Origin of the sequence: Corynebacterium sp. HMSC05D03 (assembly GCF_001807205.1) — a bacterium.
GTDB classification, from domain to species: Bacteria; Actinomycetota; Actinomycetes; order Mycobacteriales; family Mycobacteriaceae; genus Corynebacterium; species Corynebacterium aurimucosum.
On the sequence record NZ_KV788170.1, the window covers coordinates 1 to 15556 of the forward strand.

Here is a 15556-nt window from a genome sequence, read left to right on the forward strand (position 1 = left end):
CCTGGCGGGTGGATGAGACCTATATCCGGGTCGGGGGAAAGTGGTGCTACCTCTATCGGGCAATCACCGCCGGTGGCCAGACCCTGGACTTCTACCTCTCACCAAAACGCAACGTCGCGGCAGCGAAGCGTTTCCTGGCGAAGACGCTGCGGTCGAATAAATCGGCAGGCTATCCGCGGGTGATCAGCACCGACAAGGCCCCCTCACTCGCCAGGGCAATCTCTGAGCTGAAGGCGGAAGGCGTCTGTCCATCGACGGTCGAGCATCGTCGGGTGAAATACCTCAACAACGTCATTGAAGGCGATCATGGCCGGTTAAAGCGGATCCTGGGGCCGAAAGGAGCATTCAAAAACCGAACGTCTGCCTACCGGACGTTGAAAGGGATGGAAGCGATGCACTCATTGCGGAAGGGGCAGGGCACGATGTTTGCCTATGGTCACCCGAATCCGGATGCAGTGATTGTTAGCCGGGTATTCGAGACGGCCTGACAACACAGGAACATAGCGTTGATCACACAATAAAAACGGAGCTTTCTTGGCTCCCGCCCCAAGTTGCAACAGCACCTTCAACTGCCTCTGTCTAGTCTAGATGTAGTTGAACGGGTTTGTGAACACCCACTCGGCGAAATGCTCGCGATCGGCTCCTCCGGACCACTGTTCACATCAACGACCGTTTGTTGAACGGCGGTGTGAGTCAGCCCCAGCCCTGCGACGCCACGAACCGTCTTGGGCGGCGGATGCGAGGCGCAGGCCTGCCCATCACGCCGAGTCCCGTCGGACATGGGCACATAGCCCCGCGCCCGCCAGGCCGAGTGCCGGTACGAGAAGCGCGACGGCAGGAGGCCACACGGACATGCCTGCAGGGGCCTCTCCAAGTGCCTGGGCGAGGAGCATGTGGCTGGCGTTGAACGGCAGCCACGGCGTGATCGCCTCGAGCATCGGGACCATGGACGCGAGCTGTTCGATCAGGAGCATCCACGTGATCGGCGCGGCGACGGACACCGCGACGGAGCGCGTGAGGACGGCAAGCGCCGTCGCCATCGTCGCCCACAGGAGAACGACGAGGAGGTAGGCCGCGAGGTAGGCCCACCCTCGCGGCGACATGGCCAGCCCGTCGGGATAGAACGTCGCCGCGACGAGCGCGAGGCCGATGCCGACGACGTACGCGAATGCGAGGAACGCCCACTGGACCGCTGCCTGTGCCACCAACGAGGCCCATCGACTCTTCTGCGTGAGGAAGGACAGCGCCGTCGACCCCGCATTGATCTCGGTCGCGGTGTGTGTGCCGGCGAACACGATGGCCAGCACATGGAAGATGCTCACGCACTTGCCCAGATCACCGGCGTCGATCGGCCCTCGATAGGCCGGGTCGTAGACGATGCCCATCAGGACGATGGGGCCGACGCAGCAGCCGATCAGCAGCGCAGCGAAGATGCCTGTGGAGCGCACGGTGAGCAGTCGGCGCACCTCAGCTGTCAATGCTCGTGTCATCGCTCGGGCCTTTCTTTGCCATGTTCGGCTTCGGATGATCGGTCGGTGAGGCGGAGGAATTCCTCTTCCAGCCGGATCGGCTTGTCCGTCAGGGCAGTGATGAGCACGTCGAGGTCTCGGCAGGTCCGCGAGAGCGTGAGCGCGTCGGGGACCGTCTCGTCGAATGTCACGCAGAGTCCCTCGGGCAGTGCGGTTACGGGGACCCGCAGTCCGCGCAGAGCCTGCTCGACGCGTTCGTCGTCGTCGGTGCGGAGGAGCGCTTGGCGGCTGCGCGCGTGCAGAAGATCGGCGACGTCCCACTGGCCGAGCAAGCGGCCGTTGTCGATGACGACGAGGCGGTCGGCGAGGGTCTCCATCTCGCCGAGCAGGTGGGAGGAGACAAGGACGGCGTGGCCGCTCGCGGCGGCATCGCGCAGGAAGGCGCGCATCCACTCCATCCCCTGCGGGTCGAGGCCATTCATCGGCTCGTCGAGGACGATGTTGCGCGGTCTGCCCAGCAGGGCGGCCGCGAGCCCCAGGCGCTGCTTCATCCCGAGCGAGTAGCCGCCGATCCTGCGATGAGCTGCCTGGGTCAACGCGACGGCCTCGAGTACCTCCCAGGCGCGGCGGTCGGGTAGGCCGGCAGAAGCAGCGATGGTCGTCAGGTGCGCCAGTCCGGTCCGGCCGGGGTGGAACCAGGAGGCGTCGAGGACGGCTCCGACGACCTCGGCCGGCCTCGTCTGGGCGGTCAGCGGGAGCCCGTCGATGAGCACGGTTCCGGTGGTGGGCTTGTGGAGCCCGAGGAGGCATCGCATGGTCGTGGACTTGCCGGCTCCGTTCGGGCCTAGGAACCCGGTGATGGATCCGTCGGGGACCGTGAAGCTCAATCCTTCAACAACGGTCACCTGGCCGTAGCGCTTCGAGAGACGGTCGACCTCGATCATGCGCGCCCGCCCTGGGACCGGCTGGCCGAATCCGGATGGCCGTCCCGTCCGCCAGTCAGACGCCGGTCCAGCACCGGCGACGCCGCGGCGACGACGGCCGCGACGACGAGGGCACCGAGCGCGAGACCGGAGAGCACGTCGTGGACGTAGTGGACTCCGGCGGCCACTCGAGAGGCGGCGATCGCCAGCGCGAGAGGCAACGCGAACCAGGCGAGGCGGGGGACGACGAGGATGCAGGCGGTGGCGAAGGCAGCGGCCAGGACGGCGTGATTCGACGGCCACGACCAGTCCCCGCTCCCGGGGCAGCTGAGCACAGTGGCAGTGTCGACGACGCTGCAGGGCCGCGGCTCCTCGACCAGCAGCTTGACGGCCTCGCTCAATCCGTAGGCCGTGATCACGCCGAGTCCAGCCAGCGCCAGGAGCCAGAACCGCCGGCGCTCGCGCAGCCAGCACCAGAGAGCGAGGACGCCGGCGGTCGCCACGAGGGCAAGCAGACCGAATTCGGCCACGGATCCCACCGCCGAGGCCAGTGCCGAGCCCTCGGCGAGACCGGCGACAGCGGTGAAGAGGCGCTCACGCACCGGATACGTCGCGAGAGCGAGGGCAGCAAGAGCTGCGACGGCAATCAACAGCGCGGGCCACGGCACGGGGCGGGACGAGGATCTGCGCGACGTCGAAAGCGTGCGCGTCGAAGTTTCGTGAGTCATGAAATCCACGCTATAGACGCGGTTCGGCCTCAGAATCTGCCATGCGGGGCGACTCGTCTATGCCCACGGTCATACCGGCGAGGTGCTGCGCACGCCCGATCGAGGGAGGCGGCGAGCCCACGGTCCCCGGTAGAATGGAGCGCATGACCCTAATTGATCGTCCGTCTGCGCGCCGGAGCGTCGACGCGCTAACGGCGATCGGTTTCGGGGTGCTGGCCTCCGCGCCGGAGCCGGGCCTCTTCATGGCCCTGCTCACCGGCATCGCCGCGATCGCAATCGGGCTCTGGTCCAGGGGTCCGCGCGCGGGCCTGGGAGGACTGGCAGTGCTGGTCGTCGTGAGCATGGCCCGGGCCACGTGGCTCGACGGGCACTGGCTCTACGTCGCGGAGGAGTTGCCCCCGGCGCTCATGCGCGCTGGTGTGCCCTGGCTGATCGGTCTCGCCGTGCGCCAGTACATCGTCCTCGGGCGGAGGGCAGACCGCGAGCGAGAGCTGCGGCAGGTCCAGCGCCTGGCCGAGCTCAAGGAGCGCGCCACCGCCGACCGGCTCGCCCTCGCGCAGTCGCTGCACGACGACCTCGGCCACTCGTTGAGCCTCGTCGCGCTCAATCTCGGACGGCTCGAGATCGACCCGGCACTGCCCGAGAGCGCCCGCACCTCGCTCTTACACGCCCGCAACGACCTCGCCCACGCGGTCGAACGCCTGGGGGACTCCGTCTCCGACCTCAGATCCGGCGCTCCCGTGCTGCCAATGGGCGCAGCATCTGTCGATGCACTGCTGGCCCGGGCCCGCGCAGCCGGTGCGCGCATCACCGTGCAAGGACTGCCGGAACCCAGGCGGCTGCAGGACTTCGGAGGCGAGCAGGTCACGAGGGTCCTACAAGAAGCGATCACGAACGCAAGCAGGCACGCTCCCGGCACCCCGATCGACATCACCGCTGCCGACGTCGGTGCCGAGCTGCGTCTGAAGATCGAGAACGCCCTCGGCGAGACTCCTGCCGACGCGCACACAGCGGGCACGGGCCTGAGCACTTTGGAAAGTGAGCTCCGCGCCCACGGCGGAGAACTCGCCGCGGAGAAGACGGACAGTGCGTTCGTCCTCTCTGCGGTCCTCCCGACTCGCCGTCAGGAGCAGAGCACGCACGATGATCGCGCTGTGGAGGCGACGAGAGACGTCGATGAGAGCTCGACCGGCAGAACGAAGCTCCGCCAGCGACTGATTCTCGCCTCGACCGCGGCGATCGTCGTCGTCGGGCTCGCAGCGGTCGAGGCGCTGACGGTGGTGCAGAACCACCGCGCGCTGCTGTCGGCAGGGGCCTTCTCAAGCATCAGCGTCGGAGACGCGCGGGCGGAGACCGAGCGGATCCTGCCCGGCCACGAGCTGCCGGCCAGGCGGGGCGAGAACCGACCGGACGACTGCCACGACTACGCCGTGACCGCGAACACCTTTGACGACGCTGCCGGGGACGTGTACCGGATCTGCTTCGCGCAGGACGAGGTCTCCAGCACCGAGTACATCGCAGGAGGACAACGATGACAGCGACCGAGGCCCCGGTCAGAGTCCTGGTCGCCGACGACGACCCCCTCGTGAGGACCGGCATCGTCGGGATCCTCGACACCGATCCCGCCATCGAGGTCGTAGCCCAGGCCGCCGACGGAGCAGAGGCCCTGCGCAAGATCGACGCGCACCGTCTCGACGTCGCCCTCTTCGACATCCAGATGCCCGGGATGAGCGGACTCGACGCGCTGCAACGGCTCCGCTCCGACGGGAGCGCGCTCCCCTGCCTGTTCGTCACCACGTTCGGGGAGGACGACTACATCGCCGAGGCCATCCGGCTCGACGCAGACGGGTTTGTCCTCAAGTCCGGCGATCCGCGCCAGCTGATCGCCGGTGTGCACGCCGTCGCCGGTCGCGGAGCGTTCTTCTCGCCCTCGGTCGCCCGGCGTCTGCTCGACTCCGGCGTCTCGACGACGTACACCCAGTACGCGAGCGCCGTCGAACGCTTCGAACGCCTCACGGCTCGCGAGCGAGAGATCCTGATCCGGCTCAGCCAAGGAGAGACGAACGCTGAGATCGCGAAAGCGCTGCACCTCGCTCCCGGCACCGTCAAGGTGCACGTTTCCGCGATCCTGCGGAAGACTGAAGCGCGCAACCGCGTAGAAGCAGCCCTCATCGCCCTTCGCGCCGGACGAGCCTAGATCTTCTCGGGACGACGACGATCAGGCTTCGTCGTGCCGGAGCTTCGGAACGTCCGCGACGAGACCTTCGATGGTGTCTTCGGGGCGGAGACAAGCGCCGCGCAGAGGAGGTCGAAATCTGCCACGGCACCATTGTTCCCGAGTCGCGTCCGACCCTGCTCGCGCGGAGAAGGTCCCGGAGTAGATCTGGGGGCGTTCTTGTGGTCATTCTCAGAAGACGAAGTCGGCGGCTGTCTCGCCGACCTCGGCGCACATCGAAGCGAAGTTGCTCGCCTCGATGTCGGTCCTGGACGTCGCAACGTCCGCGAAGTTCTTCAAAGTGTCCTCGGTGATCTCGACGCGTATCGATTCCGCCGCGACGTTCTCCAACGGCGACTTGCCGATCCACGTCGCCTCGAACGCTGCTCCATCGCCGCCGTCGACCCGCTCGAGGGTGGCGACGCCCTCGGACTTCGTCTGGCCGGCGCAGTTGACGATCCCGTAGGTGACCTCGCCCGCCTCCTCGTCGAGCACCCAGCGCTCAAGCGCGGGCGAGAAGTTCTGGATCGCGCGGAGATACTGGACATGCCCGTCCTCGACGCCCAGGTCCGCGGTTGCGCCCGACTTCTCGCCCTGGCCGCCTTCCTCGGTGCTCTCGTCGCCGGTCTCCTCGGCCGGGGTCTCCGGCTCGGTAGGCTCGGTAGCCGGTGCCGAGGGGACTGGATCCTGCGCTTCGGCATGGAACGCGGCGCGGTCCTCGTCGTCGCCGGGGTAGCTGCACCCGCTGAGCGCGAGAGCAGCGGCGGCCAGCAGTGCTGCGCCGATGGTCGTGATCGCCGCCTTCGTCATCAGACGTCACCCCTCTCGGCATCGGGCGTACCAGTGGTCGTCTTCACCTGGAGGCCCGACTTCGTCTTCATCTTCGAGACCAGGTTCGTGAACAGCTGCGGCGCGACGATGAAGGACGCGATGAGCGCCGAGGCGGCTCCGGCGATCCAGACGTTGCTGAAGATGCCGAGCGCCACCGAGAGTCCCCAGCGGAAGATCATGTAGCCGACGGTGAAGCCGAGCGCCAGCAGCGCCATCCGCCAGATGGGCGAGCGGCCCTGGAACTCCTGGAACTCGCGCCAGGCGGTCTTGAGCAGGCCGCGCGTCTCGCCGAAGTCCTTCCGGTTCTTCTCCGGGACGACGATCAGCCCCGCCTTGAGCATCATCGAGATGAGCTGCATGAAGAAGAAAAACAGGCCGGTCGCAGCCAGGTCCAGGGCTCCGGCGTTGGAGATCGCCCAGGCGGCCATGCCGACAGCGCCGCAGGCGAGCAGGGTGCCCAGCACCGTCCAGGCGTGGTTCTCGGGGCCGCCGCGGTCGAGCTTGATGTTGATGTTCTGGTCGGACATGGTCCTCACTCCTTCGTCTCGTCCAGCTTCGCGGGGCCGGAGATGATCTTGATGGCGTCGTTCGGCACGGGAGCGACGCTCTGCTGTGCCTCACCCGCCGTAGAGGAGGCCGACAAGCTGCTTCGCCATGTCCGCGGCGTCCGCCGCGATGAAAATCTCGTCATCGGTATCCAGAATCAACGCCACGGTCTCTTAGAGCTCCGACCCCGACCGCCGGTTCCCGGCGGCGCCCCTGCCAACGCTTTTCACACTTTCTGGTGCCCTCCAAGACGAAAAGTCAGTTGCCGAAGAAATCTCTCTGGTACATTTGCACTAGAAGTGCCTAGGGGTGTTCCGATGCTCACCGTGCTGGTTAGAGGAGGTGGCGTGTGTGCTGACTATCGCGAAGATGGGTGCGCATTCCGTGGCCTATTATCAGTCCACGGTGGATGAGAATCGGGGGCCGGATTCGTATTATTCTGAGGACGGGAAGCAGCCTGCTTCGGTGTGGCTTCGGGGTGAGAATGTGGCTGAGGTTTCGGCGTTTTTGGGTGCCGAAAACGGCGCTGTTGTGTCCGGGAAAACGGTTGAGAATTGGTTCAATAAGGCGGTTGCCCCGAGTGGTGTAAAGCTTGGAAAAGCTCTCGGGGATAAAGGGGTTCCGGGTTTCGATCTGACGTTTTGTGCGCCGAAATCGGTGTCGCTGTTGTGGGCTATGGGGGATGATTCTGACGTTCGTGGCATCGTCGATGAAGCCCACCAGGCGGCAGTAAATCAGGCGCTGGATTATCTGTCAGAGCATGCTGGCTATACGCGAAAGCAAGACCCGACTGTGTCTCAGAAGCGTTTGATTATTGAAAAGCTGGCGGGTATTTCTGGCGTGAAATACGAGCACCGAACCTCGCGTGCGGGCGACCCGCACGTTCACTCGCACGTGTTGTTGGCGAATAAGCAGTTGTGCCAGGACGGCAGGGTTCGCACTCTTGATGGAGTCAGTTTGTACCACGAGGCGCGCGCGGCGGGCATGGTGTATCAGGCTACGGTGCGCGAGATTTTGAGTCGAAAACTTGGCGTGGAGTTCGGTCATGTGGTCAATGGTTGCGCGGAAATTGTCGGGCTTGATGACCCAGATGTGCTTGCGTCGTATTCGACTAGGGCGCGTGAGATTGACCAGTGGCAGGCCGAGAATGGTCTGGAGACGCGGGCGGCGTATGAGCGCATCGCACAGAAAGTCACCCGCCGCACTAAGGACACCGAGACTCCATTAGACGAGCTTGAAACCGAGTGGGCTAGTGCCGAACATGGCGCAACGGTGCGTGCGTTTGTGGACGGACTGGAGCCAAGAGGTAAAGAGGACTCGCGTGAATTGGGGGAGGATTTCTTGCCGAAACCTGCCCAGGTTTTGGCCGAGGTTATCGCAGAACGCTCCACGTTTACTCGTGCCGATGTGGCTGAAAAAGCAGCGGAACTTATCCGCCCTGGCGCAGTTTCTCCGCAGGATATGACTGCCACTGTGGAGCGTTTTGTTGATGCCGCGTTGGGTGAAAAAGGAACGTGGTCGGTGACTCCGGAGAAGGCCCGGCAGCTGGATAATACCCAGCGCGAAGGCTCGCAGAAGTACACCACCGTCGAGGTTGTCGACGAGGTTGAACGAGTAGTTGATATGGCTACTGCACGGGTTGAGCGCGGGGTTAATGCCGAGTCGATTCAGCCGGTTGAAGACGAACTATCTCCTGCTCAGGCGGACGCTATGCGCGCGGTTGTCAGTTCTGACTATCTGGCTTCTGTGGTAGTCGCGCCTGCCGGTGCTGGTAAGACGTCTTCACTTAAAGCCGCGCACAAGGCATGGAACCAGTCTGGTAAACACGTCGTGGGTCTAGCGCCGACTGGTAAGGCTGCTGATGTGATGGTGGGCGAGAATGTGGCTGATGAATCCATGACGATTGCCCGCGCATATGTTGGCACCGACGAGCTGACACCGGAGCAAACAGCGGCGAAGTTGGGGTGGGGCCAGGACACCGTCCTAGTCGTAGATGAAGCCGGCATGGTGTCTAACCCGGATATGGCTCGCGTGCTGGAGACGGCTAGTGCCGCAGGTTCGCGTGTGGTTTTTGTCGGTGATCCAGAGCAGTATTCGGCGGTTAAGGCACGCTCTGGTCTGCTGGCTACCTTGTCTCATGAGCTTCCCGACGCGGTCGAACTAACCGAGGTGTTCCGTCAGCGTGATGCCGGTGAGCGTGAAGCATCGAAGTGGTTGCGCGGTGGCGAAGAAGCAGACGTTTCCCGTGCCGCCGAGTGGTATATGCGCCATGAGCGCCTGCATGCTGGTTCGGTAACGGCCATGATGGACGATGCTTTGGCTGGGTGGCGTGAGGATACTGCCGCAGGCAAGCAGTCATTGCTGGTTGCTGCCACCCGCGACCAGGTCACCGCGCTTAATGCTGCGGCACAGAAGATTCGCGCCGAGCGTGGTGAGATTAACGCCGAGAGCCGATTGTGCTTGTCTGATGGTCTGGAAGCTGGCGTTGGTGATGTAGTCCTGACTCGTCGTAATGACTCGAAGCTGATTACTAGCAGCGGGGATATGGTGCGCAATGGTCAACGCTGGGTTGTTGATTCCATCGGTTATGACGGCTCGATTACTGCCCGTCGATGTGACGATACTTCTGCCACAGTGACGTTAAATAGCGATTACCTGGAAAAACATGCCCAACTCGGTTATGCCGCTACCGGGCATAGTTCCCAAGGCGCGACCGTGGATGTGTCCCGTGTCGTCGCTGGTATCGGCAACCTGGATAAAGCTAGCGTTTACGTGCCTATGACCCGTGGACGTGAAGGTAACTTCCTCTACATCGCCGAGACTCAACCGGGAGATACCGAGACCGGGCACGGCCAGATACGCCAGGTTTCTCGGCGTGAGTCTGCCGAGTACGCTCGCGACCTCTTGGTGTCTGCAGGCGTGCGCGCCCAAGGTGACCGCACACCTCAAGCGCTATTTGGACAGGCCAAACAGGACTGGGAACTGGCCAAACTGGTCAATCACCCTACCCATATAGATACTGATAGTCCTTTTGCCGGCACCGAGATGGGTGCCTACATGCAGGCGTTTGCCGCTAAGCGCGAAGCCCGCTTCGTCGACTTCCATGCTCGCGCTCAAGTCGACAGGACCGATGAGGTGGCACAGCCAGAGCTCGCATCCCCTTGCGAGCAGCAGGAACAGGACTTTGGCGATGCTCTGGAGCACCTCGGTACTGAGATAGACCGAGTCAGCGCCCAGCTAGAGACGCTGCGCGGTGAGTACGACCAAGCCAACCAGGCGGTTGAACAGCTCGGGAAGCAATGCGAACAGCAAGAGCAGGTGGTTCGTGAGTCCGTAGAAGAAAAGAACACGAGGGGCTTTTTCGGCAGACTACGCCACGGCAAGGAGGACCAAGCAATCCTCGATGAAGCAATCCGACTGCGCGATAAAGTCGCGCAGCACTACGACCAAGCTGTGGACTATCGCGACAGCTTTACTACCCCGATTCGCCAGTTGGAGACCGAACTCGACACACTGTCTACCCAACGTCGCGATATGCAAGGCCTGAAGAAGTCTATGGACTTCCTCGACTCACTCGGCATGAGCGCTACCGCAGATGACGAGACGGTATCCCGTATCCACCAGCAAGCTGCCGCAGATAACGACTACGACAATGACCAAGACAACTGGCTAGACAACACCCCTAGCAGTGAGGGGCCGGAACTTTAGTAAAGGTCCGGACCCTTCTCGCCGACTCCGAACCTATGGTAAACAATGTTTACACAGTGGAGATATACCGCTGCGGAAAATATCTACACTACCGCAAGGCAAACTGTAAACATTGTTTACACAATAAGTGAAAGGACACCCAGTTATGGTTCAAGGCCCCCACAAGTCAGGACGAGTGGTATCTGTACGGATGCCAGAAGACATCATTGAGCGCTTAGATACTTTGTGTGCTCGAACTGGTCGCAGTCGTGGCTTCTACCTCAAGATGGCAGTTACTGCGATGCTGCCCCAGCTAGAGGAATATCACTGGGAACACGTCGCAGCGGACTTCGAAGATAAGAGCATTGAAAACGAGTTTTACCGCATCATGCTCGCCGGTTTGTCTGTAGAACAAGACGATAAAGAGAACTAAAATACTCATCTACCAGCACGTTTAGAGTTTACAGTAAGCTGTATGTCCGTATGCCTGTAGACCTGTAAAGCAGTATTTACTGAAATATGTAAACTAGTAAACGCAATGACGCATCCACTTAGGAGAAGCCATGATCATTACTGCCATTAACGCCAAGGGTGGCGTTGGCAAGACCACTACAACGATGTTTCTTGCCACGGTTTTCGCTCACCGAGGAAAGACTGTGACTGTCACAGACTTAGACCGACAGGGCTCAGCTCTGGAATGGTCGGAACGCGCGGAAGACGGAGGAGATCCTTTACCGTTTGAGGTTGAGCTGTCCATTCCCAAGCGCGTTGATAGGCAAGCGGCGCTCGTCGGAGACGATGAGTTCATGTTCATTGATGTCCCGCCAGGAGACGAGAACGCTATTGAAGCAGCAATCGCTGTCAGTGACTTCATTATTCTTCCGACCCGTTCTGCCGCGGCCGATCTCTCCCGCGTGTGGGAACTGCGCGACGCAGTCAGCGGGACACCACATGCAGTCCTGCTGACGTTCGCCAGGAAGGGAACCAGCGCCCTTGACGCTGCACGAGAAGCACTCGAAGCAGAACAAATGCCCCACTTTAAAACCGAAATACCGCTACGCGAGGACATGCACCTAGCCTTCGGTTACTGCCCAGGCCCAGACATGCACGGCTATGAACAGGTCGCAGACGAACTCATGGAGATGATGAAATGAGCACCAGCAAAGAACGCGCCAGGGCACAGCAAGGCCCGCGAACCTCGTCAAAGAAAACCGCAAAGCCGACCCCGGCAGTGGAGAAGAAAACAGTACGAGGTGCATTCCACCAACCCACCGGCCGCGACTACGTCAAGAAGATGACCGTCGAAATTGACCGAGAACTTCACTCAGAACTCAAAGTCATCGCCGCGCAAAAAGGCGTGACCATACGCGAGATTGTCAGCAACTACCTCGAAGAATACGTGCGCAACAATAAATAAAGGTTTACAGGAATACAGGTTATGTAAAGATGTATTCCTGTAAACCCAGCAGTTCCACATGCGTCATCCCCACCGCAGTGACGGTAAATATGCGCACGAGAAAATGGGGAAGTAGATCTGCAGACGAAAACAGTTACACATGGAAAGCCATGCGTAACTGCAGGTAAAAGGCACATTTTTCGCGTGTCATGACTACTAAATGACACTGGTGTCATTTAGAGTCGGTGGGAGACAGTGAAAACGAAGAAAGCCACCGGGCGGCAACCCAGTGACTTTCGCTTATCACCCAGCTCATCTCTGGGAGAAAGCATGGCCATGAGTCTACAGGCTTACGCGCAAAACGCGCACATTAAAACACCCACCCGTGTCGAACCAGATCGTGGCGGGCTGGATAACACCCCAGCATCCGCCAATGACCGCGACTTGCTCCGCGCACATTTAGGCCGCGAGGTGCTCCACGGGTCTATCGGACGGGATTTTTCCAAGTCTTATATGCGTAATGCTGACGGCACGAACTCGCCGCGCATGTATCGCTTCGACACTGAGGCTTTAGGACGGTGCGAGTACGTCATGCTTACCAGTAAGCAGTACGCCGCCGTCCTGGTTGTTGACGTTGACCAGATTGGAACAGCCGGCGGTGACCCCGCAGACTTAAATCCCTATGTCCGCGACGTGGTGCGCTCACTTATTTCGCACACCATCGGCCCAGCGTGGGTGGGAATCAACCCGACTAACGGGAAAGCGCAGTTCATTTGGCTGATTGACCCCGTCTACGCTGACCGTGGGGGCAAATCAGCGCAGATGAAGTTGCTGGCAGCAACCACACGCGTACTAGGTGAGCTTTTAGACCACGACCCGCATTTTTCCCACCGCTTTAGCCGCAACCCGTTTTACACAGGCAAAGCTCCTACGGCTTATCGTTGGTACAGGCAACACAACCGAGTGATGCGTCTTGGAGACTTGGTAAAAAAGGTGAGGGACATGGCAGGACACGACCAGTTCAACCCCACCCCGCGCCAACAGTTTTCCTCTGGCCGGGAACTTATCAATGCAGTGAAATCTCGCCGCGAGGAAGCCCAAGCATTTAAAGCCTTGGCCCAAGACGTAGATGCAGAAATCGCCGGGGGTCTTGACCAATACGATCCGGAGCTTATCGACGGAGTGCGCGTGCTGTGGACTACCCAGGGAAAAGCGGCACGTGACGAAACCGCCTTTAAGCACGCGCTCAAGGTCGGCCACCGCCTACGCCAGCAAGGCCAGCGTCTGACTGATGCGGCGATTATTGATGCCTATGAGCACGCCTACAACGTGGCCCACGCCCATGGCGGAGCCGGGCGTGACAGTGAGATGCCGCCCATGCGCGACCGCCAAACCATGGCACGTCGCGTGCGTGGCTACGTCACCCAGTCCAAGAGTAAGGCTTATGGAAGCACTAGCGCTCCAGGTAAAGCCACCAGCAGCGAACGAAAAGCACTAGCCACCATGGGACGCAAAGGCGGCCAGAAAGCAGCACAACGCTGGAAAACAGACCCCGACGGTAAATATGCGCAAGCACAAAGGTCGAAGCTCGAAAAGACACATCGTAAGAAGCGAGTGGAAGGCCAGATTACGCGCGCTCGTATACAAGCCTTAATCGGTGACTCCTATGTACAAACAGGGACCGTGTTGACGCGTAAGCAAATAATGGAGGAGACGGGGCTGTCTCGTGCGACGGTCACTCGACACCTTGCTGCGCTGCGTGAGCAAGGAATGGTTCCTGCGGAGTAAAAAGGGGCTCACACCGTAAGCAATATACGGTTCCCCTGCCGCTAGGCAGTTAGATAAAACTCTTTAAGCGTTGTCTTGAAGCGTACTGGAGACAGAAGCCCTCTATTTAACGTGTTAAGTCTGATAAAAATCCGGTTCGTCAACTTGGATGAGTGACGAACCGGAGCGAATGAAATATTTTACTTATTTGCAAACAAAACTCGAAGGCCTTTTCCTTGGAGCTTTGGATTATTTTCCATTCGCTTTTTTAGACCAAGGGCATAGCCAATGCTGCCCCCAGCAAAAACTACAATTGCGATGATCCACAGTGGCATGAGGTTCTCCTTCTAGCAGTGGGTAGATACCCATGTCCAGAATACGGTTTCACCTGCAAGTGCTAGGCCAGCAATCACGGGGTTGACAGCTGCTAGAGCTAGTACTTTGCCCCAAGCTGCAGCATGTCCTGCACCGACTAGGCCAACAACGTAAGGGCATACCTGTTCTTTGGAGATGCGCTCTTCCATGGAAGCCTGTAGGCCGGCGATCTGTTCTGGGCTTGCTTCATTAAGACGAGCTCGAAGTGCTTGTGCGCTTTCCTCTGCGGTGATTGTTTTGGTTGAACCGTCAGGGTAAGTAGTAGTCACTTCTCCAGTGTCATTATTGATGGTTGCGGTAATATATCATCATGAACAATAAAACTGTCTGCTTACATAAACAGTAATACAAGGGGTGTTATGAGCCATATTCAACGGGAAACGTCTTGCTCGAGGCCGCGATTAAATTCCAACCTGGATGCTGATTTATATGGGTATAGATGGGCTCGCGATAATGTCGGGCAATCAGGTGCGACAATCTATCGATTGTATGGGAAGCCCAATGCGCCAGAGTTGTTTCTGAAACATGGCAAAGGTAGCGTTGCCAATGATGTTACAGATGAGATGGTCAGACTAAACTGGCTGACGGCATTTATGCCTCTTCCGACCATCAAGCATTTTATCCGTACTCCTGATGATGCATGGTTACTCACCACTGCGATCCCCGGGAAAACAGCATTCCAGGTATTAGAAGAATATCCTGATTCAGGTGAAAATATTGTTGATGCGCTGGCAGTGTTCCTGCGCCGGTTGCATTCGATTCCTGTTTGTAATTGTCCTTTTAACAGCGATCGCGTATTTCGTCTCGCTCAGGCGCAATCACGAATGAATAACGGTTTGGTTGATGCTAGTGATTTTGATGACGAGCGTAATGGCTGGCCTGTTGAACAAGTCTGGAAAGAAATGCATAAGCTTTTGCCATTCTCACCGGATTCAGTCGTCACTCATGGTGATTTCTCACTTGATAACCTTATTTTTGACGAGGGGAAATTAATAGGTTGTATTGATGTTGGACGAGTCGGAATCGCAGACCGATACCAGGATCTTGCCATCCTATGGAACTGCCTCGGTGAGTTTTCTCCTTCATTACAGAAACGGCTTTTTCAAAAATATGGTATTGATAATCCTGATATGAATAAATTGCAGTTTCATTTGATGCTCGATGAGTTTTTCTGATAGTTAGTCTTTGTAGAGACACAAACCTGAAATTCCGGACACCGCGCTTCAGGACATCTCCCTGGACGCCGATATCTGGCAGTATCCGGACGGGGCACTGTTGCAAATAGTCGGTGGTGATAAACTTATCATCGGTGCTGTTGCAAAGTTGGGGCAGTAGGAAGACCGGCGTGGAATAATCAGGTCCATGGGCATCTTCTCCGGTCGGCAGTTCCCTCGTGAAATCATCCTGTGGGCGGTGCGGTGGTACTGCCGCTACGGCGTGAGCTATCGCGACCTCGAAGAGATGATGACCGAGCGGGGAGTGCCGGTCGATCACACCACGATCTACCGCTGGGTCCAGAAATATGCTCCTGAGCTGGATAAGAAGACCCGGTGGTATCGGCAAGTTCCTGACTGGCAGGCCAGGTCCTGGCGGGTGGATGAGACCTATATCCGGGTCGG

18 protein-coding genes and 1 pseudogene are annotated in these 15556 nt (G+C 59.7%); 10 read left to right on the forward strand and 9 right to left on the reverse strand.

Features of this window, described 5'->3' with window-relative positions:
• On the forward strand, positions 1-488 hold a 488-nt coding region (locus tag HMPREF3147_RS04000), incomplete at its 5' end, for an IS6-like element IS1628 family transposase (protein ID WP_141740711.1).
• 270 nt (positions 489-758) lie between these two features.
• On the opposite strand, the gene HMPREF3147_RS04005 is transcribed toward HMPREF3147_RS04000, so the two are convergent.
• Genes HMPREF3147_RS04005 through HMPREF3147_RS13070 form a run of 4 tightly spaced genes read right to left on the reverse strand, consistent with a single transcriptional unit; the run spans position 759 to position 3265 of the window.
• Entirely contained in the window at positions 759-1490 is a 732-nt protein-coding gene (locus HMPREF3147_RS04005; RefSeq protein ID WP_066513013.1) for an ABC transporter permease, read from the reverse strand.
• Positions 1487-2413 carry an ATP-binding cassette domain-containing protein gene (locus tag HMPREF3147_RS04010; RefSeq protein WP_011867677.1) on the reverse strand — a complete coding sequence of 309 codons (927 nt, stop codon included), beginning with the start codon at positions 2411-2413 and terminating at the stop codon, positions 1487-1489. Before HMPREF3147_RS04010 ends, HMPREF3147_RS04005 begins: the two co-directional genes overlap by 4 nt.
• Entirely contained in the window at positions 2410-3120 is a 711-nt protein-coding gene (locus HMPREF3147_RS04015) for a phosphatase PAP2 family protein (protein WP_080972059.1), read from the reverse strand. The genes HMPREF3147_RS04010 and HMPREF3147_RS04015 overlap by 4 nt, the downstream gene beginning before the upstream one ends.
• 10 nt (positions 3121-3130) lie before the next feature.
• On the reverse strand, positions 3131-3265 hold the full coding sequence (locus HMPREF3147_RS13070) for a hypothetical protein (protein ID WP_256364856.1): 135 nt from the start codon (positions 3263-3265) through the stop codon (positions 3131-3133).
• Between HMPREF3147_RS13070 and HMPREF3147_RS04020 the strand changes: the two genes are divergently transcribed.
• Entirely contained in the window at positions 3264-4655 is a 1392-nt protein-coding gene (locus tag HMPREF3147_RS04020) for a sensor histidine kinase (RefSeq protein ID WP_049063040.1), read from the forward strand. The two genes, HMPREF3147_RS13070 and HMPREF3147_RS04020, sit on opposite strands and share 2 nt — an antisense overlap.
• Positions 4652-5317 carry a response regulator gene (locus HMPREF3147_RS04025; protein WP_011867674.1) on the forward strand — a complete coding sequence of 222 codons (666 nt, stop codon included), beginning with the start codon at positions 4652-4654 and terminating at the stop codon, positions 5315-5317. The genes HMPREF3147_RS04020 and HMPREF3147_RS04025 overlap by 4 nt, the downstream gene beginning before the upstream one ends.
• On the opposite strand, the gene HMPREF3147_RS13075 is transcribed toward HMPREF3147_RS04025, so the two are convergent.
• From HMPREF3147_RS13075 to HMPREF3147_RS04035, 3 genes are all read right to left on the reverse strand, one after another.
• Positions 5314-5442: a hypothetical protein gene (locus HMPREF3147_RS13075; protein WP_255357142.1), complete on the reverse strand. Its 129-nt coding sequence runs from the start codon at positions 5440-5442 to the stop codon at positions 5314-5316. The two genes, HMPREF3147_RS04025 and HMPREF3147_RS13075, sit on opposite strands and share 4 nt — an antisense overlap.
• An 85-nt stretch (positions 5443-5527) precedes the next feature.
• Entirely contained in the window at positions 5528-6145 is a 618-nt protein-coding gene (locus tag HMPREF3147_RS04030; RefSeq protein ID WP_011867673.1) for a hypothetical protein, read from the reverse strand.
• The gene (locus tag HMPREF3147_RS04035) at positions 6145-6693 is read right to left on the reverse strand and encodes a hypothetical protein (protein WP_011867672.1); all 549 of its coding nucleotides are present in this window, start codon (positions 6691-6693) and stop codon (positions 6145-6147) included. The genes HMPREF3147_RS04030 and HMPREF3147_RS04035 overlap by 1 nt, the downstream gene beginning before the upstream one ends.
• 370 nt (positions 6694-7063) lie before the next feature.
• Here HMPREF3147_RS04035 and mobF point away from each other — a divergent pair, with 370 nt between their 5' ends.
• The 5 genes from mobF to HMPREF3147_RS04060 all read left to right on the forward strand — a co-directional run bounded on the left by mobF (position 7064) and on the right by HMPREF3147_RS04060 (position 13583).
• Positions 7064-10420, forward strand: a complete 3357-nt coding sequence (gene mobF, locus HMPREF3147_RS04040) for a MobF family relaxase (RefSeq protein ID WP_070444772.1) — start codon at positions 7064-7066, stop codon at positions 10418-10420.
• A gap of 190 nt (positions 10421-10610) precedes the next feature.
• Positions 10611-10832: a ribbon-helix-helix domain-containing protein gene (locus tag HMPREF3147_RS04045; protein WP_070444774.1), complete on the forward strand. Its 222-nt coding sequence runs from the start codon at positions 10611-10613 to the stop codon at positions 10830-10832.
• A 130-nt stretch (positions 10833-10962) separates the two neighbouring features.
• On the forward strand, positions 10963-11553 hold the full coding sequence (locus tag HMPREF3147_RS04050) for a ParA family protein (RefSeq protein WP_070444776.1): 591 nt from the start codon (positions 10963-10965) through the stop codon (positions 11551-11553).
• Positions 11550-11816, forward strand: coding sequence for a hypothetical protein (locus HMPREF3147_RS04055; RefSeq protein WP_070444778.1), 267 nt, complete (start codon positions 11550-11552; stop codon positions 11814-11816). The genes HMPREF3147_RS04050 and HMPREF3147_RS04055 overlap by 4 nt, the downstream gene beginning before the upstream one ends.
• A 315-nt stretch (positions 11817-12131) precedes the next feature.
• Positions 12132-13583, forward strand: a complete 1452-nt coding sequence (locus HMPREF3147_RS04060; RefSeq protein ID WP_246815722.1) for a replication initiation protein — start codon at positions 12132-12134, stop codon at positions 13581-13583.
• A gap of 179 nt (positions 13584-13762) precedes the next feature.
• Here HMPREF3147_RS04060 and HMPREF3147_RS13080 read toward each other — a convergent pair whose 3' ends face one another.
• On the reverse strand, positions 13763-13897 hold the full coding sequence (locus HMPREF3147_RS13080) for a hypothetical protein (protein ID WP_256364857.1): 135 nt from the start codon (positions 13895-13897) through the stop codon (positions 13763-13765).
• A gap of 12 nt (positions 13898-13909) precedes the next feature.
• Complete coding sequence (locus HMPREF3147_RS12835) at positions 13910-14206, reverse strand: hypothetical protein (RefSeq protein WP_141757737.1); 297 nt, start codon at positions 14204-14206, stop codon at positions 13910-13912.
• Between the two features lie 90 nt (positions 14207-14296).
• Here HMPREF3147_RS12835 and HMPREF3147_RS04065 point away from each other — a divergent pair, with 90 nt between their 5' ends.
• Positions 14297-15112, forward strand: a complete 816-nt coding sequence (locus tag HMPREF3147_RS04065; RefSeq protein ID WP_000018326.1) for an aminoglycoside O-phosphotransferase APH(3')-Ia — start codon at positions 14297-14299, stop codon at positions 15110-15112.
• Positions 15113-15299: 187 nt separating this feature from the next.
• Positions 15300-15556: pseudogene (locus HMPREF3147_RS04070) on the forward strand (IS6 family transposase); the annotation flags it as partial.

What these genes read in the sequence shown, in the direction of transcription:
- HMPREF3147_RS04005 (WP_066513013.1), bottom strand. Translation starts at nt 1,490, where the DNA reads ATGACACGAGCATTGACAGCTGAGGTGCGCCGACTGCTCACCGTGCGC.
- HMPREF3147_RS04010 (WP_011867677.1), bottom strand. Translation starts at nt 2,413, where the DNA reads ATGATCGAGGTCGACCGTCTCTCGAAGCGCTACGGCCAGGTGACCGTT.
- HMPREF3147_RS04015 (WP_080972059.1), bottom strand. Translation starts at nt 3,120, where the DNA reads ATGACTCACGAAACTTCGACGCGCACGCTTTCGACGTCGCGCAGATCC.
- HMPREF3147_RS04020 (WP_049063040.1), top strand. Translation starts at nt 3,264, where the DNA reads ATGACCCTAATTGATCGTCCGTCTGCGCGCCGGAGCGTCGACGCGCTA.
- HMPREF3147_RS13070 (WP_256364856.1), bottom strand. Translation starts at nt 3,265, where the DNA reads ATGCGCTCCATTCTACCGGGGACCGTGGGCTCGCCGCCTCCCTCGATC.
- HMPREF3147_RS04025 (WP_011867674.1), top strand. Translation starts at nt 4,652, where the DNA reads ATGACAGCGACCGAGGCCCCGGTCAGAGTCCTGGTCGCCGACGACGAC.
- HMPREF3147_RS04030 (WP_011867673.1), bottom strand. Translation starts at nt 6,145, where the DNA reads ATGACGAAGGCGGCGATCACGACCATCGGCGCAGCACTGCTGGCCGCC.
- HMPREF3147_RS04035 (WP_011867672.1), bottom strand. Translation starts at nt 6,693, where the DNA reads ATGTCCGACCAGAACATCAACATCAAGCTCGACCGCGGCGGCCCCGAG.
- HMPREF3147_RS04045 (WP_070444774.1), top strand. Translation starts at nt 10,611, where the DNA reads ATGCCAGAAGACATCATTGAGCGCTTAGATACTTTGTGTGCTCGAACT.
- HMPREF3147_RS04050 (WP_070444776.1), top strand. Translation starts at nt 10,963, where the DNA reads ATGATCATTACTGCCATTAACGCCAAGGGTGGCGTTGGCAAGACCACT.
- HMPREF3147_RS04055 (WP_070444778.1), top strand. Translation starts at nt 11,550, where the DNA reads ATGAGCACCAGCAAAGAACGCGCCAGGGCACAGCAAGGCCCGCGAACC.
- HMPREF3147_RS04060 (WP_246815722.1), top strand. Translation starts at nt 12,132, where the DNA reads ATGAGTCTACAGGCTTACGCGCAAAACGCGCACATTAAAACACCCACC.
- HMPREF3147_RS13080 (WP_256364857.1), bottom strand. Translation starts at nt 13,897, where the DNA reads ATGCCACTGTGGATCATCGCAATTGTAGTTTTTGCTGGGGGCAGCATT.
- HMPREF3147_RS04065 (WP_000018326.1), top strand. Translation starts at nt 14,297, where the DNA reads ATGAGCCATATTCAACGGGAAACGTCTTGCTCGAGGCCGCGATTAAAT.